Source organism: Aeromonas sp. 82P, from assembly GCF_051919365.1.
GTDB classification, from domain to species: domain Bacteria; phylum Pseudomonadota; class Gammaproteobacteria; order Enterobacterales; family Aeromonadaceae; genus Aeromonas; species Aeromonas veronii.
On record NZ_JBQBEV010000001.1, the window covers coordinates 3,627,722 to 3,651,021 of the forward strand.

The following is a 23,300-nucleotide window of genomic DNA, read 5'->3' on the forward strand; positions in this document are numbered from 1 at the left end:
TCTGAAGCTGGATCGATCTGGATTCAGTTGAATTTAGGCAGCAGCCTTGCCCTGATTCGCCCGCTCTTCCAGCTCTGCGCGGCTCAGGGTAGAGACAAAGCGGCCATCGAAGTAGATATCCATCAACTCGCCACGCTTCTCGCCACGCATCATGCTGCGGCGACCATCCAGATAGTGCACCTCCATCTGGGCTGTATGCTCGTCCGGGTAGCTGATCTCCACCTCGCGCACCCCTTGTGGCAGCATGGCCAGCGGCACCTTCTTGAGGGCCGGATCCAGATGCTGGTTCACCTTGATCACCGGATTGGCTTTCATGTCCACCACAGCCGGAGATTTGCCGGTGATAGGGTTCTTGCCAGACCAGAACTCGATGGTATTGAACACAAACAGGTCAGCGGTCGCGGCCAGACCGTAGACAGGGGAGAGCAGCATAAAGACCCCGGCACGAGCGTAGCGGTTATCCACCACGCTCAGGTTGCCCTTGGTGACCATGCCGGAAAGCCCCATCTGCCCCATACAGCCGCCCAGACCCATGCTCGCGACCATAACCAGCAGGGCCATTGCCCGCCCCTTCTGTTGTAATGCCATCGTGTTCTGTTCCTGCTCTGAAATAAATGAGGCGGCAAGCCTAATCAAGGGGCCAGAAGAGGACAATTCACAATGGCGGGACGATACAGGAGGGGTTCAGATTGGCGTGCCAAGTGAGCAATAAATAAGCACCGATGGAATAATCATCCATTCGGTGCCTCGTTCAACAACCAATAACCGTCAGGAGCCGATGGCCAGATTGGAGACTGTCTCGGTCACATTGATGGCGCCCTGCTCGATCTGTGACATCACGCCACTCACCTCGCCGATCTGCTCCTTGCCACGCTGGGCACTGGTGGCCACCTCATTGATGTTGCCGGTGATCTGGGCCGTCAGTTCGCGGTTTTTCTGAACCACGCTGGCGATCTCGCCGGTCGAGAGGGAGGTGCGCGCAGCCAGCTGACGTACTTCGTCGGCCACCACCGCAAAACCGCGCCCCTGATCGCCGGCCCGGGCTGCCTCAATGGCGGCGTTAAGGGCCAGCAGATTGGTCTGCTCGGCAATACTGCTGATGGTCGATACGATGGCTTCAATGCTTTTCGACTGCTCATTGAGCTGGCCAATCAGACCGGAAGTGCGGCTCACCTGTTCGGAAATGGCGCTGGAGATGGCAACCGATGCCGCCAGCAGTTCAGACCCGGTTTCGGCAAAGCGGGTGGTCTCCTGCGAAATGGTCTGGGCTATGTTGGCCGCCTCGCTCACTGCCTGGGCGCGCTTGATCCGCTCTGTCACCTCACTGGCAAACTTGATCACCTTGACCACCTTGCCGCTCTCATCCTTGATGGGGTTGTAGGTAGCCTCCAGCCAGATCTCGTTTCCGTGGCTGTCACGACGACTGAACAGCCCCGACTTGAGCTGGCCGTGGGCCAGATCGTCCCAGAAGTGGGGTTGCTCGCGATAGAAGCTCTCATCGCAAAACAGCCTGTGATGCTGCCCCTTGAGCTGCGAAAGGGAGTAACCGACGCAGGAGAGGAAATTCTGATTGGCCGTCACAATCTCCCCCTTGGGGGTGAACTCGATAATGGCGAGCGCCCGATCGAGGGCCGAGATGATCGCTTTCTGACGACTCAACTGCTGATAACTCTCGGTGATATCGGAGGCTATCTTGACGACCCTGACCACCTTGCCCTCAACCTTGACCGGGAAGTAGGTAGCCTCCAGCCACAACTCCCTGCCATGTTTGTCAATGCGCTGGTAGATGCCACTGTGGGAATGCCCCTGACGCAACTGTTCCCAAAACTGGGCATAGGAGGATGACTGGGCGTAGTGGGCATCACAAAAGATCCGGTGGTGTTTACCAATCACCTCCTGCTCGCTATAGCCCACCACACTCAGAAACAGCGGGTTCGCCTCGAGGATCTCGCCGCTTGGAGTGAAACTGATGGTAGCGACACCGACTTTTACTGCATCAATAAATGCCTGGGCCTGGGCCAACTGCATTTGACACGCTTGTAATTCCGCTTTGAGTTTGAAGTTGAACATCTTGCCCTGCCCCTCTGTTACCTGGTTACAACTACGTCACATCTGCATGAACTTTAGACGAGAAACCATAGAGATAACGGGGCCCATCGATTAAGGTGCCAGGTCCCACTCCAGATAGGCCGGATTGGCGACAAAGCCGATCCGCTCATAGAGAGGTCGTCCCTGCTCGCTGGCATGGAGCCACACCTTGCCCAGCTGACGCGATCTGGCGAAGGCTGTAATGGCATCGAGCAGCGCCGTGGCGATCCCCTGCTGGCGCCATTGTGACCGCGTATACATGTTGAGCAGATACCCCTCCATCCCCGCCAGATTGCCGGGATAGGGTGGCCGTTCAAACAATGCCAGCGTCCCGGCCGCCACGATCTGTTTGCCGCCCTCTTGCGTATCGTCCTCAGCCAGCCAGGATAAAGCACTCTCTTCACTCATCGCTCGGGTGAAATAGTCAAGGGTGGCCTGCCACAAGGCCGGGTCTGCCTGCGGCGTCACCAACTCACCGACCTCACAAAACAGCTCCATGCGCAGCGCCACCAGTACGGGAATATCTGCGGCCCTTGCCTGACGAATGATCATTGGCTGCTCCTTTTCTCTCATGGGAAATTTCGCCGGCCGTCATTATGACAAAGAGCGCCTTGTGGCGCTCTTTGTCATTGGGGAAATCACTGATAAATCAATGGCTGCGACGTGTCAGCCAGTAATCCAGGCTCAGCACACCGCCACCCCAGATGGTCAGGGTCAGCAGCATCCAGCCCCACAGCTGGTGATCGTAAAAGCCGCCCGCCCAGAGGGTCGGGTAGGAGATCACCGCCATGATATTGAAGCCAAACAGCAGCAAGGCGGCCGGGCGAGTAAAAAGCCCCGCCAGCAGGAAAAGCGGCAGCAGCAGCTCGGTCGCCGTACCCAGATAAGCAGCCCACAACCAGGGCAGCAGGGGCACCTGATACTCGGATTCAAACAGATAGAGGGTGGAATCCCACGCCGTCAGTTTGAGCCAGCCTGAAGTGAAAAAAACTGAGGCGACCCAAAGCCGCGCCAGCAACAGCACACCAGCGCTGCTCCAGCGCGGCAAATCACCACTCGAGCTGGCCAGCGCCAGCCATTTGTTTGCCATCATGGCATTACCTCCATATCCACCAGCAGACCAAGAGTTACCAAGCGAGTGAGATGTTCACTGGCCGCAGGGTCGGCCGCCAGCAGATCGACCAGCGCCGCACCAGCGAGACAACCCTGCAACAGCGCCCACTCACCCGCCGTCAGGGGCAAGGGGACAACCCGGCAATCCGGCTGTTTCTTCAATGCCAACCAGACGGGGGCATCAAGCGCGGCCACCGCTTCACCACCGTGCAGCGCCATCTGCCAAAGGGCCAGCACCGGATAATCGCTGGCAACCAGCAGCAGATCCGTGGCTGGCAACAGCCGCAGCCGCTCCCATTGTTGCGGCGATAATACGGCCAGACGCTCGGCTGGCCAGCAGCGTGATTCCAGCGGCAGCAGACTGGCACGCTCAAGCTGCCATTCGAACTGCGCCAGCGCCTCCAGCCAGGGCAGTCCGGTTGTAGTTGGCAAGCGGGCCAACCATTGGCCAAATCCGGCGCCATAGTGCATGACGCTCCCTTCCCTGAGCGGCTCGGCCAATACGAAGCCACGGGCCGCCGCTGCAAAAAAATCATCCCCGACCATAGCCTTGACGGCGGGATAACTGCTCGCCAGCACCTCGCCAAGGCTCAGGATGAAGTGGTTGCGATAGACCTGCAGCACAGATTCGGCAGAAAAGAGTCGGGAGCTGATGTGAGGGGAAATGGCGTCAGGCGCCCCCAGCAGACCATCGGCAAAGTGCTGTTGCAGCTGTGCCAGTTCAGCCATGGGCTACCTCCCGTGGTGCACTCATGGCACGCGCCTCATCCAGAATGGCACTGGCCTGCGCCGCCTCTGCCAGCAAGACCGGCAGCGGCGGGATCTCGAGGTCCCACTCAATCAGGGTGGGAATAGCCTGCTTGCGGCAGATCTGGCGATAGAGTTCCCAGACCGGCTCCACCACAGGGGCGCTGTGGGTATCGATATAGAGGGGGCCTTCCGGCAGCTGCTTCTCGGTATAACCGGCCAGATGGATCTCCCCGACGGTGGCGAGATCGATCGCCGCCAGATACTCATCGCAAGAGAAACCGTGATTGAAGGCACTGACATAGAGATTGTTGAGGTCGAGCAGGATGCCGCACTCGCTGCGCTGCTGCAGTTCGGCCAGAAATTCCCACTCGCTCATCTCCCCGGGCAGTTGCAGATAGGAGGAGGGATTTTCAATCAACATGCGGCAACCCAGGGTCTGTTGTACCTGCTGGATCTTGTCGCTCATGTTGCGCAGGGAGGCTCGGGTATAGGGCACCGGCAGCAGATCGTTGAAGTAACGCCCGCCAATGCTGCCCCAGCTGAGATGTTCGGAGATCCGTATCGGTTTGATCGCCGCGGCCAGTGTCGACAACTGCTGCAAATGGTGCGGATCGAGCGGGTCGGCAGAACCGAGGGACATGCCAACGCCGTGAAGACTGACGGGGTAGTGCTGCGCCAGTTCGGCGAGCACCTGAAAACCCTGGCTGTGCCGTTCGAAGTAATTTTCACTATGCACCTCCAGCCAACCAACTGCCGGCAGGATTTGCCGGATCTCGTCGTAATGGGGAGTGCGTAATCCGATACCAATCAAAGGGTTCATCGCAAGACTCGCTTTCGCCAATCAGAGAAGATGCAGGGGGCGACCCGTTGGCCATCCCCCCTGCCCGATGTCTCTTACTTGGGTTGCAGCGAACCGCCGACCAGCTTCTCGCACAGCCCTTTGGGCATCACCACAAAGGCATCACCCTGAGCATCTTCCTTGGCAGTGCCGGCGCAGGAGCTGCTCTTGGTCGCACAGTCATTCTTGCTGGCCTTGACCACGCCGTAGCACTTCTCCTTTTCATCGGCAGCCATGGCTGGCGCCGCGATAAATTGGGCGCCCAGCGCCAGCAGACCGGTCATGGCGGAGGCGATAGCAGTGTTTTTTTTAACATTCATGTTCATGTTCCTTTTGATGTCGTTGGATGTTGCTGATATCCCCGATTTGTCGCAACCGGGCACCTGCAATAGAACCGGCAAACGGGATATTCCCTTTCAAAAAAACACAAAAAGAGTTAAAAAATCCAAAGTAAGACTCTCAATCAATTGATTTTAAACAGCTATTTCATCATTGAAAATTTCTCGACGCCCACCCATTAATGAACGAGGAAAGCGCCATATGGCACTTTCACCCCGTTAATCTTCTTCACTGCTTCCATCAAAAGAGATATGTCAGAAATAAAAAATCCCCGCCAACAGGCAGGGCTGGATGCAATTTTAAAGAAACAAGAAATAAACAATCTGAGTAGTGTTGGGAGGCAGGAGTTGCGGCAAACAGATAAAAAAAGAGACAGCTTTGGCTGTCTCTTTTTGCACATGGTGCGAATGGGGTTTAGTAGAAGATCCGCTCGCCACGCTCGCTCATTTTGAGCCACACCGGTTTGGTGCTGGTTTTATTCCAGATCCGGTGCAGATAGCTGTAGAAGCGGGCACGATCGCTGCGAAACAGCATCACGGGGAAAGCCAGAATGCCCACTAGCAATACATAAATGCGACGAAGAATAATCTGAGTCAGGGAAAAGGGATGAAACATGATGTAACTCCTTACTGGTAAGACCACTGAGCAAAGATTACCCCACTCCATGTAGGATTACTACATCATCAACGCATTTTTTTATAAAAAAATGGTGAAAAACGGGAAATACTGAAAACGGGTTACGTCATTAACCAACAGTTAACAAACTTGCGAAAATCGTGCGCTTTGCCACAGTTATCAGGGGAAAAACATGCAGTAGGGAGACACGCATGAAACTGCCGGAAGTGGCACTGCTGGTGCTGATGGTTGCCCTGACACGGGCACAACTGGAGGAGTGGCAACTGAATCGGGAAGATGCCATCGTGCTGGCCGAACGGGGCGTGCCCACCGTCAGCCTGTGGCAATGCGGCACACTGAAGCAACGGATTGCGGATCTCAACCAGCACAGTGCCGAGGTGCAGTTTCAATATCGGGGGCAAAATATGGCGGATGTGAGCCACTATCTCGAGCGCGAGTGGAAACAGGCTGGCTGCGAACAGTTACTGGTGCAGCAAGGATACTGACCAAGCTTCACGGCTCGAAGAGTGATAAATCAGGGAAAAGAGAGAGAGAAGATGGAGGCACGTTCCGGAGTCGAACCGGACTAAACGGATTTGCAATCCGCTGCATAACCGCTTTGCTAACGCGCCATGCTGACAAGACTGATTGTCTTGAAAGTGAGTTCCATCGTTGGTGTGATGGAAAATTGGAGCGGGAAACGAGACTCGAACTCGCGACCCCGACCTTGGCAAGGTCGTGCTCTACCAACTGAGCTATTCCCGCGTTACTGCTTTCGTGCCAGTTGCCTGACAACGAGGCGCATTATACGTACCACGAGCGCCAGCACAACCCCTTTTTCGCAATTTAAGCCCTGATGCAGACTGTTTGCTCAGGGTTTAAACGCCTTGCTGCATTTTTCTCCAGCCAGCTGTGACCCACCAAGCGAATTTGGGATAAAGTCGTTGAAATGATTACGCTTTCGTTCGAGACTTGAGCGGCTTAATAACCGGATTCTCAATTGAAAATCACAAGATGAAATGGATCTTCACGCTTCGTGGGCTCAGGCCGCAGTTAATGCTGGCTTTTTTCATGTTGGGCATGGTGCCCTTTTTGGTCATCACCCTCTTCTTCCTGTACAGCCACGGCAAGGATCTCACCACCCAGACCTCCAACCATCTGGTCTCCGTTCGTAATATCAAGAAGAGTCAGCTCGAGGATTACTTCAACAACCTCAAAGAGCAGATCATCAACTTCTCCCAGCAGGATTTCGCCGGCAACAGTATCGGCCGTTTCTATGGCTTTACCGGCGCCTTCGAGAAGCTGGGCACCACGCCGCAGGAGGCCCGCAGCCGCGCCCAGGCCCGCTATCTGCCCGGCTCCTGGGATCAACTGCGCAAACCGGACAGTCAGGTGGAGATCGAACCCTCCATCACGGCGCTGATCCTCGCCGACGAGATGTATGGCCGGGTGCACCAGCGCTTTCATCGCGGCTATGCCGACATGGTGCGCAAGTCCAACTACAGCGACATCTTTCTGGTGGACCTTAACGGTGATGTGGTCTATTCGGTCACCAAGCGCCCTAACTTTGCCACCAATCTGCTCTCCGGCCCCTACCAGGGCAGTGGCTTGGGCCAGACCTTCGCCAAGATCAAACGCCGCCTCGATGGTGGCCAGAAACCGCAGCAGATCTTCGAATTCACCGATTTTGGCCGCAACGAGCTGACCGGGCAGGTGGTCGCCTACATGGCGGCCCCCGTGATGCAGTACGACTATGTGCGCGGTGTGGTGATTTTCGAGCTGCTGCCGGACAAGCTCAACCAGATCATGGCGGAGCGGGAGGGGCTGGGCGAGACCGGCGAGACCATCCTCATCGGCCCAGACAAGCGGATGCGTGCCGATGCCTGGCTGGCACCGGAGTTCAGCGTAGAGAACAGCTTCAGCCCCAACTTCCGTCCACTGCAAACGCCACTCATCACCAAGACGCTCTCCGGCGAGCAGGGGGTCGGGCTGTTCCACTCCTATCAGGATGACGAGGTGCTGGCCGCCTACACCCAGGTGAAGGTGTTCGATACCGAGTGGGCCTTTATCGCCGAGATCTCCACCCGGGAAGCCTATGCCCCGATCCGCCAGCTGGAAACTCTGGTAATTGTGCTGGGCGCGGGCTCGGTACTGCTGCTGATCCTCTTCTCCCGCTGGCTCTCCCACTCCATCACGGCGCCGCTGCGATCGCTGACCGAAGCAGCCGAGCAGGTGGCCGACGGCGCGCTGGATCACCCCATCGCCATCGAGCGCACCGGCGATGATATCGACCGGCTGGCCGAGGCGTTTCGCCATATGCAGCGCTCGGTGAAGGACAAGATCGAACTGATCGAACAGCAGACCCAGGAGCTGCAACAGCAGGTCAAGCTGACCCACAGGCAGAACCTCAGCCTGCAGCAGGCGGACAAGCTCAAGGATGAACTGCTGGCCAACACCTCCCACGAGCTGCGCACCCCCATTCACGGTATCAAGGGAATGGCCGAGTCCATGCTCGCCAGCCAGCAGGATTTGACCGAAGGGCAGCAAAAGCAGCTCGGGCTCATCATCAAGAGCGCCGACGGCCTGGCCCGTCTGGTGGACGATCTGCTGGACTACCACCAGATGCGCTACGGCCAGCTGGAGATCCACTCCCAGCCCGTCTCATCCAAGGGGGTTATCCGGCTGGTGCTGGACCTCTGCCAGCATCTTGTGCAGGCCAAACCCCTCACCCTGGTGGATATCAGCCCGGCCGAACTGCCGCCGGTGCTGGCCGATGAGCAGCGGCTCGAACAGGTGCTCTACAACCTGGTGGGCAACGCCATCAAGTACACGCCGCAGGGCAAGGTGGTGCTCAGCGCCATCGTCGAGAACAACTTCCTGCGCATCAAGGTCACGGATACTGGCATCGGCATCGCCCCCGACCATCTGGAACATATCTTCGAGCCACTGGTGCAGATGAGCCCGGAGGTAAGCAAGCAGGGGGCCGGCCTTGGCCTCTCCATCACCCGCCAGCTGGTGCACCTGATGGGGGGCGAACTGTTCGTCGAGAGTGAGCCGAGCGTTGGCTCTACCTTCGCCTTTACCCTGCCCCTTGCCACCGGCAAAGCGGCCAATCTGACTCTCGACAGCCGCCAGATCGAGCATCAGCTGGTGCGCCAGCAACCGCTGATCCTGCCTGACTGGGAGAGCGACGATCTGCCCCCTCCCCCCGAGGGTGCGCCGCTCATTCTGGTGGTGGATGACGAGCCCATCAACCTGCACATCCTGCGCCATCTGCTGCAGCCCTGCGGCTACCGCATTCTGCCCAGCAGCGATGGCCACGATGCGCTGGCCAAGCTGGCCGAGGAGCCGGTAGACCTCATTCTGCTCGATGTGATGATGCCCACCCTCTCCGGTTTTGACGTCTGCCGTCGCCTGCGCCAGCAGCACCCGAAAGATATGCTGCCGGTGCTGCTGCTCACCGCCCTTAACCAACCCAAGGATATCGAGGAGGGCTTCGGGGCCGGTGCCAACGACTATCTGGTCAAACCCTTCTGCAAGGAGGAGCTGTTTGCCAGGGTCAAGGCACTGCTGGAAGCCAAGGCCGGACGCGCCTCGCTGGTAGAAAACCGGCTGTTGAAGCAGGAGATCGAGCACCGTCTCACCCTGCAGGATCGACTGCATCAGGATCAGCAGCGGCTGCTGGCCCTGCTCGGCGAAGGGGCCGACCCCATGATCTTTATCGACGAGCAGGGCACAGTGCTGTTTGCCTCCCGGGTGCTGGCGCGCCTGCTGGGGCAGGAGCCGGAAGCCATGGAGGGGCAGCCCCTCAATGAGTGGCTCGCCACTCCGCTGCAACAGCAGTGGCCCGATCTAGCCAGCGAGCGGGAACACAATCTGGAATTTCTGGTGGCCGGGCAAAAAGATGTACTCAACGCCCGCGCTCTGCCTATCACGCTCGGAGGACAGGCCGCTTTCGCCCTCACTCTGAGTACCGAGCTGCGTCAGGATGAGAACCGGGTAATGGCGCTGGAAAACGCCCTCAAGAACCTCTCGCGGCAAGCTATCATCGAAGATGAACAGCTGCTGGGCGAGCTGAGCCGCCTGGGTGGCGAGTTCCGTTCGCTGGCCGACGACCTCATTCGCCAGCAGGATGACGAGCCGCTGCGCCGGGCGCTGGTAGAGACCATGCAGCTCACCCTGGATTCCTGGCAGCAGGGGACCGGCAAGGGCAAAATCGTGCTGGCGGAGAAGAGCAAGCTGTGGCGCGTCTATATGGACAGATCCAGCCCGCAGACCCGCACCCTCGACAAATACCTGAGTCTGGACACCCTGCCCAAGTCGCCACGCTGGAAGACGGTCGTGGCCACCACCGAGTATGTGCTGGGCCACTGCCCGCTCAATGACCACCAGCGCCAGCAGTTGCAGCACAGCGCCCAGACCCTGCGTCAACTCGCCAACCGCAAGCCGTGACACGGCGCCCTAAACGGGCGCCGGATCACAATTGGCAATCTGGTTTCTTTTTATGCAAAACAAAGCCTCGCCCGACCCCGAAACCGAGAGCAGATCCAATTCACAAATTTGTCATATACGCCATTTTCACAGCCACTTTTTACGCGAAAGCAAATAACACAAAGCAATGATTTTAAACATATAAAAAACGATTTTGACGAGATTGACGTAACACCGTCAATTTTTACGAAAACAACGAAATCAATAGTTGTTGTTTTCCTGTTAATTCTGGTTTGCTTAGGGCGTTGGAAAACAGAACGACAAAGGTTAGACACCTGACCAACACAGAGGGCCGATTTCATCAGCATGCGAAACCGGTGCTCACACAAAACAAGGCGAACCCTCGGGAATGCCAAAAAATAAGAAAGGAAAACATATGCTTGCCAAAGTATCCAAAATCTCTACCGCTGTAATGCTGGGAACCATGATGCTTGCCGGTGCCGCCGGTAACGCCATGGCCGCAGAAAACAAAACCGTGTTGACCATGGTCGCACAGCAGGAAACCGCCTGGGTCAAGAACTTCAACCCCTTCCTGCAAGCGGGCTTGCTGCACACCACCCGTCACTTCATCTATGAGCCGCTGGTGATCTTCAACGATATGCAAGGGGGCAAACCCGTCTATCGTCTGGCCACCAACTATGCGTTCAGCGATGACCTGAAATCCGTCACCTTCGATCTGCGTGACGGCGTGAAGTGGTCTGACGGCGAAGCCTTTGATGCCGATGACATCATCTTCTCTTTCAATCTGGTCAAGGCCAACAAGGCGCTGGATGAGCGCTCAATCTGGACCCAGATCAAGAGCGTCGAGAAGCTGGCCCCCAACAAGGTCAAATTCGACCTGACCGAGGTCAACACCAACGTGGTGAATGATCTGGTGCTGGTACCCATAGTGCCGGAGCATCAGTGGAAATCGGTGAAAGATCCGGTTGCCTTCACCAACGACAAGCCGGTTGGTACTGGCCCCTTCACCGAAGTGGACAACTTCTCCGCCCAGCTCTACACCCAGTGCCGCAACCCGCACTATTGGGATAACGCCAACCTCGCTATCGACTGTATCCGCATGCCGCAGATGGCCACCAACGACCAGGTGCTGGCGGCTGTCATGAAGGGTGACATCGACTGGTTCGGCTCCTTCGTGCCGGATATCGAGCGCCTCTACGTCGGCAACGATCCGAAGAACAACAAATACTGGTTCCCGGCCTCCGGTACCGTGGCGTTCAACGTCAACTTCCAGACCAAGAACCCGGGCAATAACGAAGCCTTCAACGACATCAACTTCCGCCGCGCCTTCTCCATGGCGATGGACCGCCAGTCCATGGTGGATATCGCGGGCTACGGCTACCCCACCGTCAACGAGTACCCGTCAGGTCTGGGCAAAGCCTTTGACTCCTGGAACAACCCGGAAGTGGACAAGAAGTACGGCAAGTACAACAAGTTCGATCTGGAAGGGGCCAAGGCCCTGCTGAAAGAGGCAGGCTACAAGGATTGTGACGGCGACAAGTTCCTCGACACCCCGAGCTGCAAAAAGATCGAGTTCAAGGTACTGGTACCGAACGGCTGGACCGACTGGGTCAACACAGTTCAGATTGGTGTAGAAGGGCTGCAGGCGCTGGGCCTGAACGCCAAGACCGCCACCCCGGAAGCAACCGTCTGGACCGAGAACCTGATCACCGGTGACTTCGATGTCGCCCTGCAGGGTTACTTTGCCGGTGCCAACCCGCACAAGTACTTCGAGACCGCGTTCCACTCCCGCAACATGGGCGACCGTGGCAACCGCTTCGCCGCGCCCCGTTACAAGGACCCCGAGCTCGACAAGCTGATCGATGACTTCACCCAGACCGCCGATGCGGCCAAGCAGAAGGAGATCATGTTCGCCATCCAGGATCGTGTTGGTGCCAACCAGACCATCATTCCGGTCTTCAACAACCCGACCTGGTATGAGTACAGCACCAAGCGCTTCAACGGCTGGTTCAGTGCTGATAACCCGGTAGCCAAACCTCAGCTCCACCCGGACACCCCTGAGCGTCTGCTGCACGTGTTGTCCCTCAAGCCAAACAGCTAAACAATCCCGGCCCCCTGCGGGGGGCCATCTTCCCCGTTAACCCCTTTCTTGCCCGGCACCGCCGGGGTTGGGGTAGCTATACCCGACGCGGGGCAGACTTGCAGTAAAAGGTACTATCATGGGATTCATACTGAGACGCTTTTCCTTCTATCTGGTTGCCTTTCTGGTAGCCGCCACCATCAACTTCCTGTTACCCCGTGCCATGCCTGGGGATCCTGTCTCCGTGATGTTTGCCCGCGCTGGCGCCATGATGGAACCCGCCGCCCTGGAAGCCCTCAAAGCCACCTTCGGCTTTGTCGACGGCCCCATCGGCACCCAGTTTCTCACCTATGTGAAGAGTGTCTTCACCTGGGATCTCGGCACCTCGGTGCGCTTCTACCCGCAGCAGGTCTCTGACGTGCTGGGCCGTGCCATCGGCTGGACCCTGTTTCTGGTCGGCACCTCCACCATCCTGAGCTTCTCCCTCGGTTCCATCGTCGGCATCTTCGCCGCCTGGTATCGCGGCGGCCGGATGGACAGCATTCTCTCCCCGCTCACCCTGGTGATGCAGGCCATTCCGCCGGTGGTGGTCTCCCTGCTCGCCCTGTTCCTGTTCGGGGTCAGCCTCGAGTGGCTGCCCATCGGCTACGCCTACAGCCCGGAGATCAAGGCTGACTGGGGCTGGGAGCACATCAAGAGCATCATGACTCACGCCATCATGCCGGTGCTGACCCTGGCCGTGGTACAGGTGGGGGGCTTTCTTATCACCATGCGCAACAACATGATCAACCTGCTGGGCGAGGATTACATCACCATGGCCAAGGCCAAGGGGCTCTCCAGCAACCGGGTGATCTTCAACTACGGCGCCCGCAACGCCATTCTGCCCAGCGTCACCGCCCTCTCCATGGCGCTCGGCTTCGTTATCGGTGGCTCCCTCATCACCGAAGTTATCTTCAACTATCCCGGCCTGGGCCTGACCCTTTATCAGGGCATTCTGGCCCGCGACTACCCGCTCATTCAGGGGCAGCTGCTCATCATGACCATCACCATGCTCAGCTTCAACTTCCTGGCCGACGTGCTCTACGTCTTCCTGGATCCCCGTCTGCGTACAGGAGGCAAATAAGATGCGTATGCCGACCATTCTCAAGATCCTGCTGGGCAACAAGAAGGCTACCTGTGGCCTCGCCATCGTGGTTACCTTCGTACTGATGGCCCTCTTTGCCCCCATTCTGGCCAGCAACGAGCCGACCAAACGGGTGGCTCGCCCGCACCAGCCGCCCAGTGCCGAGTTCGTGATGGGTTCAACCCGCATGGGCCACGACATCTGGGCCCAGTTCACCAACGGCGCCCGTATCTCGCTGCTGGTGGGCTTCAGCGCTGGCCTGCTGGTCTGCACCCTCGCCGTCGCCATCGGCATCACTGCCGGTTACTTCGGCGGCCTGATTGATGAGTGCCTCACCTTCCTGATGAACGTGGTGCTGGTGATCCCCAACCTTCCCTTGCTACTGGTGCTGGCGAGCTTTATCGGGGAGGCGTCACCGGCGGTGATTGCCGTGATAATAGGGTTGACATCGTGGGCCTATGGCGCGCGGGTGATCCGCGCCCAGACCCTGGCCCTGCGCGAGAAGGAGTTCGTCATCGCCGCCGAAGTGCTGGGCGAGCCGGCCTGGCGCATCATTCTGGTGGAGATCCTGCCCAACCTCATCTCCATCATCGGAGTGAGCTTCATCGGCTCCATCATCTACGCCATCGTCACCGAAGCGACCCTGGAGTTCCTGGGGCTTGGCGACCCGACCGTGGTGAGCTGGGGCATCATGCTCTACAACGCCCAGACCTCCAGTGCCATTTTGGTCGGCGCCTGGTGGGAGATCCTGGCTCCCTGCTTTGCCATCGCCACCCTGGGTGCCGGTCTGGCCCTGCTCAACTTCGCCATCGACGAAATTGCCAACCCGCAGCTGCGCTCCCACAAAGGGCTGAGCCGCTGGAAGAAACTCGCGGCGCCGGTCACCACTCCGGTTGCCACAGCACAGGAGAAGACAGCATGAACAAGCATCCCCTGCTGTCAGTACGCAATCTTTGCGTCGACTACATCACCGAAAATGGCGACGTGCGCGCCGTCAACTCGGTGAGCTTCGATATCAGACAGGGCGAGATCTTCGGTCTCGCCGGTGAGTCGGGCTGCGGCAAATCCACCGTCGCCTTCTCGGTGGCCCGGCTGCACAAGCCGCCCGCCTACATCAGCGGTGGCGAGATCCTGTTCAAGGGGGAGAACATCCTCCATTACAACGACGAGCGGCTGCGCTCCTACCGCTGGCAACAGGTGTCGGTGGTGTTCCAGTCCGCCATGAACGCCCTGAACCCTGTGCTGCGGATGGAGGAGCAGTTCTGCGACGTGCTGCTGGCCCACAACCCCGGCATGACCCGTTACGAGGCGATCAAGCGCGCCCAGGAGCTGCTCACCATAGTCGATATCCACCCGAGCCGGCTCAAGGATTACCCGCACCAGTTTTCCGGTGGCATGCGCCAGCGGCTGGTGATTGCCATCGCCATGGCGCTCAACCCCGAGCTGCTCATCATGGATGAGCCAACCACGGCGCTCGATGTGGTGGTACAGCGGGAGATCCTGCAGAAGGTCTATGCCCTGAAAGAGAAGTTCAACTTCTCCATTCTGTTCATCACCCACGACCTCTCCCTGATGGTGGAGTTCTGCGATCGCATCGGCATCATGTATGCCGGTGAACTGGTGGAGGTCGCCCCTTCCAAGGCGATCCTGACCGCACCGCTGCACCCCTATACCAGAGGGCTCGGCAACTCCTTCCCGCCCCTGCACGGGCCGAAGAAGGTGCTGGAAGGGATCCCGGGCACCCCGCTCAACCTGCTGGAGGTGCCGGTCGGCTGCCGCTTTCAGGCCCGCTGCGGCAAGGTGCACGATCGCTGCCGTCAGGAGTACACCAAATTGGCCGAGATCCGCCCTGGGCAACAGACCGCCTGCCACCTCTATGAGGAGCAGGGACTGCAACAAGATTCCGTGATCTATCTGGACAAGGCCGCTGGCTGTTAAGGATGTCTGTCATGCAAATCGCCAAAACCGATGCACCCATCATCGAAGTCCAGCACCTCTACAAGGACTTCCCCATCAACTCCAATGCCATCAAGAGTGGCAAGATGCGGGCGCTCTCCGACATCACCTTCAACCTGCACCGGGGCCGCGCCCTGGCGGTGGTCGGGGAGTCGGGCTCCGGCAAGAGCACCATCGCCAAGATCATCGCCAAGATGTACAAGCTCAGTGCCGGGCGCATTCTCTATCGCGGCCACGATCTGGAGGAGTTCAACAAGGGCACCGCCCTGCTGGACTATCGCCAGAGCGTGCAGATGGTGTGGCAAGATCCGTTCGGTTCGCTCAACCCGACCCACACAATCTATCACCACATCGCCCGCCCCCTGCTGCTGCACAGCAAGGTGATCGACAAGAAAGAGCTGCCCGACATGGTCTACGCCCTGCTGGAGAAGGTGGGGCTCACCCCCGCCAAAGCAACGGCGGCCAAGTATCCGCACCAGCTCTCCGGCGGCCAGCGCCAGCGGGTCAACATCGCCCGCAATCTGGCAGTGGAGGCGGAGGTTGTGCTGGCGGACGAGCCCACCTCCATGCTCGACGTCTCCATTCGCATCGGCATCCTCAACCTGATGGAGCAGATGAAGAACGAGCTCGGTGTCTCCATGCTCTACATCACCCACGACATCGCCACCGCCCGCTATGTGGCGGAAGATCTGGCGGTGATGTATGTGGGGCACATGGTGGAGTGGGGCGAGGTGGACGAAATCCTGCACCACCCGCAGCACCCCTACACCCAGCTGCTCATCTCGGCGGTGCCCGACCCCGAGAAGAGCATCCACGCCGAGCTGGAGGGAGGCCGCAAGGGGGAGATCCCGCTCTGGACGCCGGAGTCCTGCGGTTGCCCGTTTGCCGGGCGCTGCAATCAGGCAATGCCCCGCTGCAAGGAGGCGCTGCCCCCCATCACCAAGCTTGCCGACAACCACTTCGTGCGTTGCTACCTCTACGAGTGAGGGTGAGCCTTAGACCGGCCGGACAACCCTGTCCGGCCATGCCTCGATACGGGGCGGCCACAGCCCCGTGATGTGCCTCACCGCCCGGCGGTGAACCACAGGAGTAATACCTTGATGGAACTCTTGATCAATCAGGTGGGCTACGAGTGCGACGGACACAAAGTCGCCCTGTTGCAAACCTCCCCCGCCCCTGATCTCGGCGGCTATGTCAGGCTGCAACGCCTCGACGATGGCCAGATCCTGTTTGAAACCCCGCTGCAACCGGCTGGCAGCGTCTCTGGCTGGCAAGGCCGCGCTTACTGGCGTGCCGACTTCTCCGCCTTCAAGGAGCCCGGCCACTATCGGCTGGAGGCGATCACTGCCCAAGGCATTGTCCGCTCGACCCGCTTTGCCATCGGCCAGGATCTGCTGGCCAGCCACTGTCTCTCCGATGTCATCCACTACTTCAAGGGCCAGCGCACCAGCGGCACCTTCGATCGGGCCGACCGCAACGCCCGCCTGTTTGGCACCGACCAGCACAAAGATGTGCACGGCGGCTGGTTCGATGCCAGCGGCGACATGAGCAAGTACCTGAGCCACCTCTCCTACGCCAACTACCTCAACCCCCAGCAGACCCCCATGGTGGTGTGGTCACTGCTCAAGTGCCGGGAACTGCTGGCCCCACGCCGCGATATCGACGGGGTGAACCTCTGCAAGCGGCTCAATGACGAGGCGCTGCACGGCGCCGATTTCCTCTGCCGGATGCAGGATGAGTCGGGCTTCTTCTTCATGACCCTGTTCGACAAGTGGAGCAAGGATCCCGCCCAGCGCGAGCTGTGCGCCTATGCCACCCAGCAGGGGCTCAAATCCGCCAACTGGCAGGCGGGTTTTCGCCAAGGGGGCGGCATGGCCATCGCCGCGCTGGCCCGCGCCGCCCGCGAGAGCGTCAGTGGTGACTTCGATGCCAGCCGCTACGCCGAGGCCGCCAAACGCGGCTACCTGCATCTGTGCGAACACAACCTTGCCTACCTTGATGACGGGGTCGAGAACATCATCGACGATTACTGCGCCCTGCTGGCAGCGGTGGAGCTGACCCGCACCTTCGGCAACGAGTGGCTGAATGAGGCGAGAGCCCGTGCCAGCAAGCTCTGTGCCCGCCAGCGCCCTCATCCTGAGCTGGGTCACTACTGGTCGGCCAACGAGGATGGCTCGCGCCCTTACTACCACGCCACCGAGGCAGGCCTGCCGGTGCTGGCGCTGCTGGAATATCTGGGCGTAGAGCCGGAGCAGGAGCACAAGGCCCGAGCACAAACCGTAGTGGAGCAGGCGCTGGCCGCCGAGCTGGCGCTGTGCGCCCGCGCGGGCAACCCCTTCTCCCTCGCCCGCCAATATGTCAAAGGGGTGGATGAAGCGCCGCGCGTCAGCTTCTTTATGCCCCACAACAACGAATCCGGTTACTGGTGGCAGGGGGAGAACGCCCGCCTCGCGTCTCTGGCGACCATGGCCTTTGCTGGCGCCCGCCACTTCCCCCGCCAGAGCCAGCCGCTCATCACTTATGGCCAGCGCCAGCTCGACTGGATCCTCGGGCAGAACCCCTTCAACGCCTGCATGCTGGCGGGCCACGGCATCAACAACCCCACCTATACCGCAGGGTATCCCAATGCGCAGGGGGGCATCTGCAACGGCATCACCGCCGGGTTTGATGACGAAAACGACGTGGCCTTTATTCCGGAGGAGTACAAAGATCGGCTGGATCAGAACTGGCGCTGGGGCGAGCAGTGGATCCCCCACGCTGCCTGGTTTGCTTTGGCTATCAGCTGGCAAAATGCGCAGGGAAATGGAGGTCGCCATGATTGAGTTCTGGGTCGGCGTCGATGGCGGGGGCACCCACACCCGCGCCCGCATTCGGGATCGGGCGGGCAAGCTGCTCGGAGAGGGGCGCGCAGCCGGATCCAATCTGGAGCTGGGCATCCCCCATGCCCACGCCAATGTGCTGGCCGCCATCGCCAGCGCCCGCCTTACGGCCGGACTCGGAATCGAGTGCGAACAACAGATGGGGGTCGGGCTGGCGCTCGCCTCCGCCGAGCTGGCCGACTGCTATCACGCCCTGCTCGAGATGCCCTTCCCCTTTGCTAGCGTCAGGCTCACCTCCGATGCCTTCGGTGCCTGCCTCGGCGCCTTTGGCGGCCGTGAGGGGGCCATTCTGATCGCCGGTACCGGCTCGGTGGGGCTGGTCTATCAGGAGGGGCAGATCCGCACCTGTTCCGGCCGCGGCTTCCCCATTTCAGACATAGGCAGCGGCGCCTGGCTGGGCTTACGCGCTATCCAGCAATCCCTGCTCTGCCACGACGGCATTCTGCCCCCCAGCACCCTCGCCATCCGCCTGATGGATCGCTTCAAGCGGGATCAAGCCGAGGTGGTTCGCTGGGCCGCCCGCGCCATTCCGGCGGACTATGGCCACTTTGCCCCCTGGGTATTCGATGCCGCCAGCGATGGCGACGAGCTCGCCAATCAGCTGCTGGACGAAACCTGCGAACAGCTGCAGATCCTGCTGGAGGGAATGACCCAGCTGGGTGCCAGACAGATCGCCCTGCTGGGGGGGATTGGCACCCGCCTCGCTCCCCGTCTCGGCCAGCTCAACCTGATCCCCCCCCAGGCAGATGCGCTCGATGGCGCCATCCTGTTTGCCCAATCAGAGGATTTTCCATGTCTACACCCCTGATCCACACCCAGGTCGTCCGACGTGACGGCGAGGATGTCTGGTTCACCTTCACCCTCTCCCGCATGCCTGATACCAAGTGGAAGCTGCACTTCTGTCTGGCTCGCCATATCGACCCCGACTCCTTGCAAGGGGGCGAGCTGGAGCGCCAAAGCGGCAGCTACAAAGTGATTGTCCCGAACGCTGGCAGCAGCGAACTGCGCTTTTGCTGCCGCCAGACCCCCATCAAGAAGCTCTCCGACATGCCGCAGGGCTTTTTCCTCAGCTTGCCGGAGGCGACCACGGGTGCCCAGCTGCTGCCGGTGACGCTGGCGGCGCAGGATCTCGGACTGGAGAACCCGCCGGTAACCCGCCCCGACCTGCCGGATGTCGAGCCCCTGCCCGGAATCGTGCCACAACCGGCCCATCTGGTACTGCTGGAGGGGAACTTCCGGCTGGCCGAGCGGGCTCATGTCAGCGCCCCCCGCGATGTACCGAAATTGCTGGCCCACTTCAACGAGCTGACGTCGCTGGCGCTGGAGCAGGATCACGACGCTGAAATCCGGCTAACCGAGGCCAAACTGGCCCCCGAAGCCTACCAACTCACCATCACGCCGCAGGAGGTGGTGATTGCCGCCGCCGACGAAACGGGCTGGCGTCATGGGCTGGTCACGTTGGCCCAGTGGTATCTGCAACATGGGGAGAGCCTGCCCTGCGTCACGCTGGAGGATGCCCCGCGCTTCGGCTTTCGCGGCATTTTTCTCGACTGCGCCCGCCACTTCCACACTCCGGCCACCATCAAGCGCTTGCTCAAGCTGATGAGCCTCTACAAGTTCAACCGCTTCCACTGGCACCTGACCGATGACGAGGGGTGGCGACTCGAGATAAAGGCCTTCCCGGAGCTGACCGACGTGGGTGCCTGGCGCGGCCACGATCTGGCGATCGGCCCCCAGCTCAGTGGCGGTGCCGAACCCTATGGCGGCTACTACACCCAGAGCGAGGTGAAGGAGCTGGTGAGCTATGCCAGTGAGCTCGGCATCACCGTCATTCCCGAGATCGACATTCCGGGCCACTGTCACGCCGCCATCAAGGCGCTGCCCGAGCTGCTGATCGAAACGACGGATCACTCCCGCTACCGCTCGGTTCAGCATTTCGATGACAACGTGCTCAACCCCGCCCTGCCCGGCACCTACCGCTTTCTGGAGGCGGTGCTGGACGAGGTATGCGAGCTCTTTCCCGGCCCGCAGATCCACATGGGGGGTGACGAGGTGCCGACCGGGGTCTGGACCGACAGCCCCGCCTGCCAGCAGCTGATGGTCGAGCAGGGCTACGCCGACTGCCGCGAGCTGCAGGGCCATCTGCTGCGCCACTGCCAGCGCTATCTGGCCGCCAGAGGCAAACAGATGATCGGCTGGGAGGAGATCCTGCATGGCGACAAGGTGAGCCGCAAAGCGGCCATCTGTGCCTGGACCAGCTTTCAGGCGGGGTTGGATGCTGCCGCGGCCGGTTATCCGGTGGTGATGGCGCCCGCCCAGTTCCTCTATCTGGATCTGGCCTGGAGCGCCGATATTCATGAACCCGGCCTCTACTGGGCGGGTACCCTCAATCTGGAGCAGATCTACGCGTGTGACCCTGCCCCAGCCGATTTCCATGCCAACGATAACATCCTCGGGGTGCTGAGCCCCTTGTGGTCAGAATTGATCACCAGCCGTGATCGTCTCGACTACATGTTGTTCCCGCGTATGCTGGCCACGGCCGAGGTGGCCTGGAGCGATCCCGCCCACAAGGGCTGGGAGCACTTCGCCGCCCGCCTGCCGGGTCAGCTGCAGATCCTCGATCAGTTGCAGGTGCGCTACCGGATGCCACAGAGGTAATGTTGTCTCTACTTTGGCGGCCAATCGGCCGCCTTTTTTACGATTAGCCAACAAAACATCAACTTCCCCCTACCATTCATCCGCCATTATTGGCAAAATCCAGCCCCCAATGAAGCTGGTCTGCCTCCTGCTGGCGCGAGCCTGCGGCCACCTCCAGATCTGCCACAATAACAACGACAACATTATCAACAAGAACATCGGAGCGTATTCCTATGACCCGCAGAGACGTCCATACCCTGGATAGCGAAGTGGAGTTTCCTGCCGACGTACAACTGGTCTCCACCACAGACCTGCGCGGGGTGATCACCTACGCCAACCCGGCCTTTTGCGACATCGCAGGCTACACGGTCGATGAACTGGTGGGACACAACCACAATCTGGTACGCCACCCCGACATGCCCAAGGCCGCCTTCGCCGATCTCTGGGCCCGCCTCAAGGAGGGCAAACCCTGGCGCGGTATGGTAAAAAACCGCTGCAAGGATGGCCGTTACTACTGGGTAGATGCCTATGTGACCCCCATCTATGAAGGCAACAGGATCAGCGGCTACCAGTCGGTACGCTGCAAGCCAGAGCCCCAATTCAAGCGCATCGCCGCTCAGACCTACCAAGCCCTGCTCAAGGCCGAGCGCGGCAACAGCAGCAACCTTCCCTCTCTTGCCAGAGTGCGCACCCCGGCCATTACCCTGCTGCTGCTCGGCCTGATGGGCTGGGCCTTCGCCAGCCAAGGGGCCATGACCGTCCTGCTGATGCTGCTGCCCCTGTTGCTTCTTGGCGGAGCCTACTGGCGCGAGCTCTTTGCCCTGCCCCACTATCTACAGCAGCTGGGCCGCGAATATGACAGTTTGACCCGGCTGGTCTACTCCGGTGACAACCCCGGCGCCATTGCCGATTTTCATATCAAGATGCTGCAGGCCCGCATCCGAACCGTGTTGGGGCGGATCAATGATGCCACGGCACCTCTGCAAACCCTGGCCATCAATCTGAAGCAGGCCTCTCATCAGGCCTGTCTCGATATCAACGAGCAAGATGCCCAGACCCAGCAGATGGCTACAGCTATGACTCAAATGGCCAACACAGCTCACGAGATCGCCCGCAACATTCAGGACTCCAACGGTCAGGTCAACGAAGCTCGCAATCGTTGTGAACAAACCAACCAGCAGTTGAACCAGACCGAGCAACAGATCGAACAGCTCGCCAAACAGGCAGAGCTGGCGTTCAACTCGGCGGTAGAGCTCGCCAGCGAATCCGAACGAATTGGTAGTGTGATGGGCGAGATCCAGGGCATCGCCGAGCAGACTAACCTGCTGGCCCTCAACGCGGCCATCGAAGCGGCTCGCGCCGGGGAGCAGGGCCGTGGTTTTGCAGTGGTGGCCGACGAGGTGCGTACTCTATCGACCCGCACCCACAAGGCGACCGAGCAGATCCAGGGCAGCATCAAGCAGATCCAGCACACGCTGGGACGCTGGAAGGGGATGATGCAGGAGAACCTGCAACAGACCCGCGCATGTGCCGAGATGACCCGCCAGGGCGCCAGCAGCCTCCATACCGTGCTGGCAGAGATAGAGCTGGTCACCGAACACTCCACCCAGATAGCCACCGCTGCAGAGCAGCAACAAGCGGTCGTGGAGGAGATCAGCCGCAGCATCCACCAGATCTCCGAGTACTCCCACGCCAACAGTCAGAAGATGCTGGATGTCGATCACTCAAGTCAGGCTCTGCTGGAACGGGCCAAGCAACTGAAGGGGCTTAGCCAGACCTTCGGCTGAATCATTGCCAGCCCCATGACAGAAGCGCCACAATGGCGCTTCTGTTGTTTTTGACGAATCGGGTCTATGAGCATTGAACCAAGTCCATCCCCATTGAACAAAACAGCCCGTATCGAAGCGATCATCGCCCTGATCCCGGCAGGCCGGGTGGTCAGTTACGGTCAGGTGGCCGATCTGGCGGGGTTGCCCGGACGGGCAAGACTGGTGGGCAAGGTGCTGCGGGAAACCGACAAGGTACTGCCGTGGCATCGGGTACTGGGCGCCGCGGGCACCATCTCGTTACCGAAAGTATCGCCAGGCTTTGCCGAACAGACGGGACGCCTGCAGCAGGAGGGGGTCGTGGTGATCGGTGGACGGGTCAGAATGAAGGAGTGGCAATGGCAGCCCGATCTGGCCGAGCTGCTTTTTCTACTGCCGTTTTGAGGGGATCACAGCCGGATCACTCCAGCGGCGCCAGGATCTCGTCGCTGCGCACCTGCACCGGTATGGTCTCATCCGCGCGCTGCAGCAGCACCAACAGGCTCTGCCGGTCAACCTCCAGCACATAGGCCGCCCCTTCACGGGTCATGCAGCTCATGCCTGGCCGGATCTCGTTAATCTCCATCTCAACCTCCTTGTCTACTTCGCGATTGACGACAGCTGC

At 59.9% G+C, this 23,300-nt stretch carries 21 protein-coding genes and 2 tRNA genes; 12 read left to right on the plus strand and 11 right to left on the minus strand.

Features of this window, described 5'->3' with window-relative positions:
* Window positions 1-33: 33 nt before the first annotated feature.
* From ACTG2S_RS16475 to ACTG2S_RS16510, 8 genes are all read right to left on the minus strand, one after another.
* Entirely contained in the window at window positions 34-588 is a 555-nt protein-coding gene (locus ACTG2S_RS16475; protein ID WP_005334841.1) for a DUF3332 domain-containing protein, read from the minus strand.
* A 180-nt stretch (window positions 589-768) separates the two neighbouring features.
* Window positions 769-2,070 carry a methyl-accepting chemotaxis protein gene (locus tag ACTG2S_RS16480; protein WP_270660335.1) on the minus strand — a complete coding sequence of 434 codons (1,302 nt, stop codon included), beginning with the start codon at window positions 2,068-2,070 and terminating at the stop codon, window positions 769-771.
* 90 nt (window positions 2,071-2,160) lie between these two features.
* Window positions 2,161-2,640, minus strand: a complete 480-nt coding sequence (locus ACTG2S_RS16485) for a GNAT family N-acetyltransferase (protein WP_128814775.1) — start codon at window positions 2,638-2,640, stop codon at window positions 2,161-2,163.
* A gap of 97 nt (window positions 2,641-2,737) precedes the next feature.
* Entirely contained in the window at window positions 2,738-3,181 is a 444-nt protein-coding gene (locus ACTG2S_RS16490) for a DoxX family protein (RefSeq protein WP_144715920.1), read from the minus strand.
* Window positions 3,178-3,930 (minus strand): HvfC/BufC family peptide modification chaperone, encoded by a 753-nt coding sequence (locus ACTG2S_RS16495; protein WP_439982966.1) that lies wholly within the window; start codon window positions 3,928-3,930, stop codon window positions 3,178-3,180. Before ACTG2S_RS16495 ends, ACTG2S_RS16490 begins: the two co-directional genes overlap by 4 nt.
* A complete protein-coding gene (gene bufB / locus ACTG2S_RS16500; protein WP_274161310.1) occupies window positions 3,923-4,771 on the minus strand; it encodes an MNIO family bufferin maturase in 849 nt (282 codons plus the stop codon). Before bufB ends, ACTG2S_RS16495 begins: the two co-directional genes overlap by 8 nt.
* A 74-nt stretch (window positions 4,772-4,845) precedes the next feature.
* Window positions 4,846-5,109 carry a BufA1 family periplasmic bufferin-type metallophore gene (locus tag ACTG2S_RS16505; protein ID WP_021229844.1) on the minus strand — a complete coding sequence of 88 codons (264 nt, stop codon included), beginning with the start codon at window positions 5,107-5,109 and terminating at the stop codon, window positions 4,846-4,848.
* A gap of 433 nt (window positions 5,110-5,542) precedes the next feature.
* Entirely contained in the window at window positions 5,543-5,743 is a 201-nt protein-coding gene (locus ACTG2S_RS16510) for a YbfA family protein (RefSeq protein WP_005334863.1), read from the minus strand.
* A 212-nt stretch (window positions 5,744-5,955) separates the two neighbouring features.
* Here ACTG2S_RS16510 and ACTG2S_RS16515 point away from each other — a divergent pair, with 212 nt between their 5' ends.
* Complete coding sequence (locus ACTG2S_RS16515; protein WP_005347702.1) at window positions 5,956-6,249, plus strand: hypothetical protein; 294 nt, start codon at window positions 5,956-5,958, stop codon at window positions 6,247-6,249.
* 52 nt (window positions 6,250-6,301) lie between these two features.
* Here ACTG2S_RS16515 and ACTG2S_RS16520 read toward each other — a convergent pair.
* Window positions 6,302-6,375: transfer RNA gene (locus tag ACTG2S_RS16520), tRNA-Cys, on the minus strand.
* Between the two features lie 57 nt (window positions 6,376-6,432).
* Window positions 6,433-6,508 (minus strand) — tRNA-Gly (locus ACTG2S_RS16525).
* A gap of 249 nt (window positions 6,509-6,757) precedes the next feature.
* Here ACTG2S_RS16525 and ACTG2S_RS16530 point away from each other — a divergent pair.
* The 11 genes from ACTG2S_RS16530 (at window position 6,758) to ACTG2S_RS16580 (ending at window position 23,080) form a co-directional block, all read left to right on the plus strand.
* Window positions 6,758-10,195, plus strand: a complete 3,438-nt coding sequence (locus ACTG2S_RS16530) for an ATP-binding protein (protein ID WP_439982968.1) — start codon at window positions 6,758-6,760, stop codon at window positions 10,193-10,195.
* 415 nt (window positions 10,196-10,610) lie between these two features.
* Window positions 10,611-12,296: an ABC transporter substrate-binding protein gene (locus ACTG2S_RS16535; RefSeq protein ID WP_005353816.1), complete on the plus strand. Its 1,686-nt coding sequence runs from the start codon at window positions 10,611-10,613 to the stop codon at window positions 12,294-12,296.
* Between the two features lie 118 nt (window positions 12,297-12,414).
* The gene (locus ACTG2S_RS16540) at window positions 12,415-13,398 is read left to right on the plus strand and encodes an ABC transporter permease (protein WP_005334871.1); all 984 of its coding nucleotides are present in this window, start codon (window positions 12,415-12,417) and stop codon (window positions 13,396-13,398) included.
* 1 nt (window position 13,399) lies between these two features.
* On the plus strand, window positions 13,400-14,320 hold the full coding sequence (locus ACTG2S_RS16545; protein ID WP_257124544.1) for an ABC transporter permease: 921 nt from the start codon (window positions 13,400-13,402) through the stop codon (window positions 14,318-14,320).
* The gene (locus tag ACTG2S_RS16550) at window positions 14,317-15,336 is read left to right on the plus strand and encodes an ABC transporter ATP-binding protein (RefSeq protein ID WP_019446723.1); all 1,020 of its coding nucleotides are present in this window, start codon (window positions 14,317-14,319) and stop codon (window positions 15,334-15,336) included. The genes ACTG2S_RS16545 and ACTG2S_RS16550 overlap by 4 nt, the downstream gene beginning before the upstream one ends.
* An 11-nt stretch (window positions 15,337-15,347) precedes the next feature.
* Complete coding sequence (locus ACTG2S_RS16555; protein ID WP_005353824.1) at window positions 15,348-16,340, plus strand: ABC transporter ATP-binding protein; 993 nt, start codon at window positions 15,348-15,350, stop codon at window positions 16,338-16,340.
* A gap of 114 nt (window positions 16,341-16,454) precedes the next feature.
* Window positions 16,455-18,176 carry a glycoside hydrolase family 9 protein gene (locus ACTG2S_RS16560; RefSeq protein WP_257124971.1) on the plus strand — a complete coding sequence of 574 codons (1,722 nt, stop codon included), beginning with the start codon at window positions 16,455-16,457 and terminating at the stop codon, window positions 18,174-18,176.
* Complete coding sequence (locus ACTG2S_RS16565) at window positions 18,169-19,041, plus strand: BadF/BadG/BcrA/BcrD ATPase family protein (RefSeq protein ID WP_335831979.1); 873 nt, start codon at window positions 18,169-18,171, stop codon at window positions 19,039-19,041. Before ACTG2S_RS16560 ends, ACTG2S_RS16565 begins: the two co-directional genes overlap by 8 nt.
* The gene (locus ACTG2S_RS16570) at window positions 19,026-20,891 is read left to right on the plus strand and encodes a beta-N-acetylhexosaminidase (RefSeq protein ID WP_268011159.1); all 1,866 of its coding nucleotides are present in this window, start codon (window positions 19,026-19,028) and stop codon (window positions 20,889-20,891) included. Before ACTG2S_RS16565 ends, ACTG2S_RS16570 begins: the two co-directional genes overlap by 16 nt.
* Before the next feature lie 212 nt (window positions 20,892-21,103).
* On the plus strand, window positions 21,104-22,657 hold the full coding sequence (locus ACTG2S_RS16575; RefSeq protein WP_274161313.1) for a methyl-accepting chemotaxis protein: 1,554 nt from the start codon (window positions 21,104-21,106) through the stop codon (window positions 22,655-22,657).
* A gap of 66 nt (window positions 22,658-22,723) precedes the next feature.
* Entirely contained in the window at window positions 22,724-23,080 is a 357-nt protein-coding gene (locus ACTG2S_RS16580; protein WP_194495967.1) for an MGMT family protein, read from the plus strand.
* Window positions 23,081-23,096: 16 nt separating this feature from the next.
* Here ACTG2S_RS16580 and ACTG2S_RS16585 read toward each other — a convergent pair whose 3' ends face one another.
* Window positions 23,097-23,261: a hypothetical protein gene (locus ACTG2S_RS16585; RefSeq protein WP_005334891.1), complete on the minus strand. Its 165-nt coding sequence runs from the start codon at window positions 23,259-23,261 to the stop codon at window positions 23,097-23,099.
* Between the last annotated feature and the right edge of the window lie 39 nt (window positions 23,262-23,300).

Excerpts from the sequence above, each read along its gene's own strand:
- ACTG2S_RS16570 (WP_268011159.1), top strand. The coding sequence starts at position 19,026 with ATGTCTACACCCCTGATCCACACCCAGGTCGTCCGACGTGACGGCGAG.
- bufB (WP_274161310.1), bottom strand. The coding sequence starts at position 4,771 with ATGAACCCTTTGATTGGTATCGGATTACGCACTCCCCATTACGACGAG.
- ACTG2S_RS16575 (WP_274161313.1), top strand. The coding sequence starts at position 21,104 with ATGACCCGCAGAGACGTCCATACCCTGGATAGCGAAGTGGAGTTTCCT.
- ACTG2S_RS16550 (WP_019446723.1), top strand. The coding sequence starts at position 14,317 with ATGAACAAGCATCCCCTGCTGTCAGTACGCAATCTTTGCGTCGACTAC.
- ACTG2S_RS16480 (WP_270660335.1), bottom strand. The coding sequence starts at position 2,070 with ATGTTCAACTTCAAACTCAAAGCGGAATTACAAGCGTGTCAAATGCAG.
- ACTG2S_RS16475 (WP_005334841.1), bottom strand. The coding sequence starts at position 588 with ATGGCATTACAACAGAAGGGGCGGGCAATGGCCCTGCTGGTTATGGTC.
- ACTG2S_RS16485 (WP_128814775.1), bottom strand. The coding sequence starts at position 2,640 with ATGATCATTCGTCAGGCAAGGGCCGCAGATATTCCCGTACTGGTGGCG.
- ACTG2S_RS16540 (WP_005334871.1), top strand. The coding sequence starts at position 12,415 with ATGGGATTCATACTGAGACGCTTTTCCTTCTATCTGGTTGCCTTTCTG.
- ACTG2S_RS16530 (WP_439982968.1), top strand. The coding sequence starts at position 6,758 with ATGAAATGGATCTTCACGCTTCGTGGGCTCAGGCCGCAGTTAATGCTG.
- ACTG2S_RS16580 (WP_194495967.1), top strand. The coding sequence starts at position 22,724 with ATGAGCATTGAACCAAGTCCATCCCCATTGAACAAAACAGCCCGTATC.
- ACTG2S_RS16490 (WP_144715920.1), bottom strand. The coding sequence starts at position 3,181 with ATGATGGCAAACAAATGGCTGGCGCTGGCCAGCTCGAGTGGTGATTTG.
- ACTG2S_RS16560 (WP_257124971.1), top strand. The coding sequence starts at position 16,455 with ATGGAACTCTTGATCAATCAGGTGGGCTACGAGTGCGACGGACACAAA.
- ACTG2S_RS16555 (WP_005353824.1), top strand. The coding sequence starts at position 15,348 with ATGCAAATCGCCAAAACCGATGCACCCATCATCGAAGTCCAGCACCTC.
- ACTG2S_RS16565 (WP_335831979.1), top strand. The coding sequence starts at position 18,169 with ATGATTGAGTTCTGGGTCGGCGTCGATGGCGGGGGCACCCACACCCGC.
- ACTG2S_RS16510 (WP_005334863.1), bottom strand. The coding sequence starts at position 5,743 with ATGTTTCATCCCTTTTCCCTGACTCAGATTATTCTTCGTCGCATTTAT.
- ACTG2S_RS16535 (WP_005353816.1), top strand. The coding sequence starts at position 10,611 with ATGCTTGCCAAAGTATCCAAAATCTCTACCGCTGTAATGCTGGGAACC.
- ACTG2S_RS16495 (WP_439982966.1), bottom strand. The coding sequence starts at position 3,930 with ATGGCTGAACTGGCACAGCTGCAACAGCACTTTGCCGATGGTCTGCTG.
- ACTG2S_RS16545 (WP_257124544.1), top strand. The coding sequence starts at position 13,400 with ATGCGTATGCCGACCATTCTCAAGATCCTGCTGGGCAACAAGAAGGCT.
- ACTG2S_RS16505 (WP_021229844.1), bottom strand. The coding sequence starts at position 5,109 with ATGAATGTTAAAAAAAACACTGCTATCGCCTCCGCCATGACCGGTCTG.
- ACTG2S_RS16515 (WP_005347702.1), top strand. The coding sequence starts at position 5,956 with ATGAAACTGCCGGAAGTGGCACTGCTGGTGCTGATGGTTGCCCTGACA.
- ACTG2S_RS16585 (WP_005334891.1), bottom strand. The coding sequence starts at position 23,261 with ATGGAGATTAACGAGATCCGGCCAGGCATGAGCTGCATGACCCGTGAA.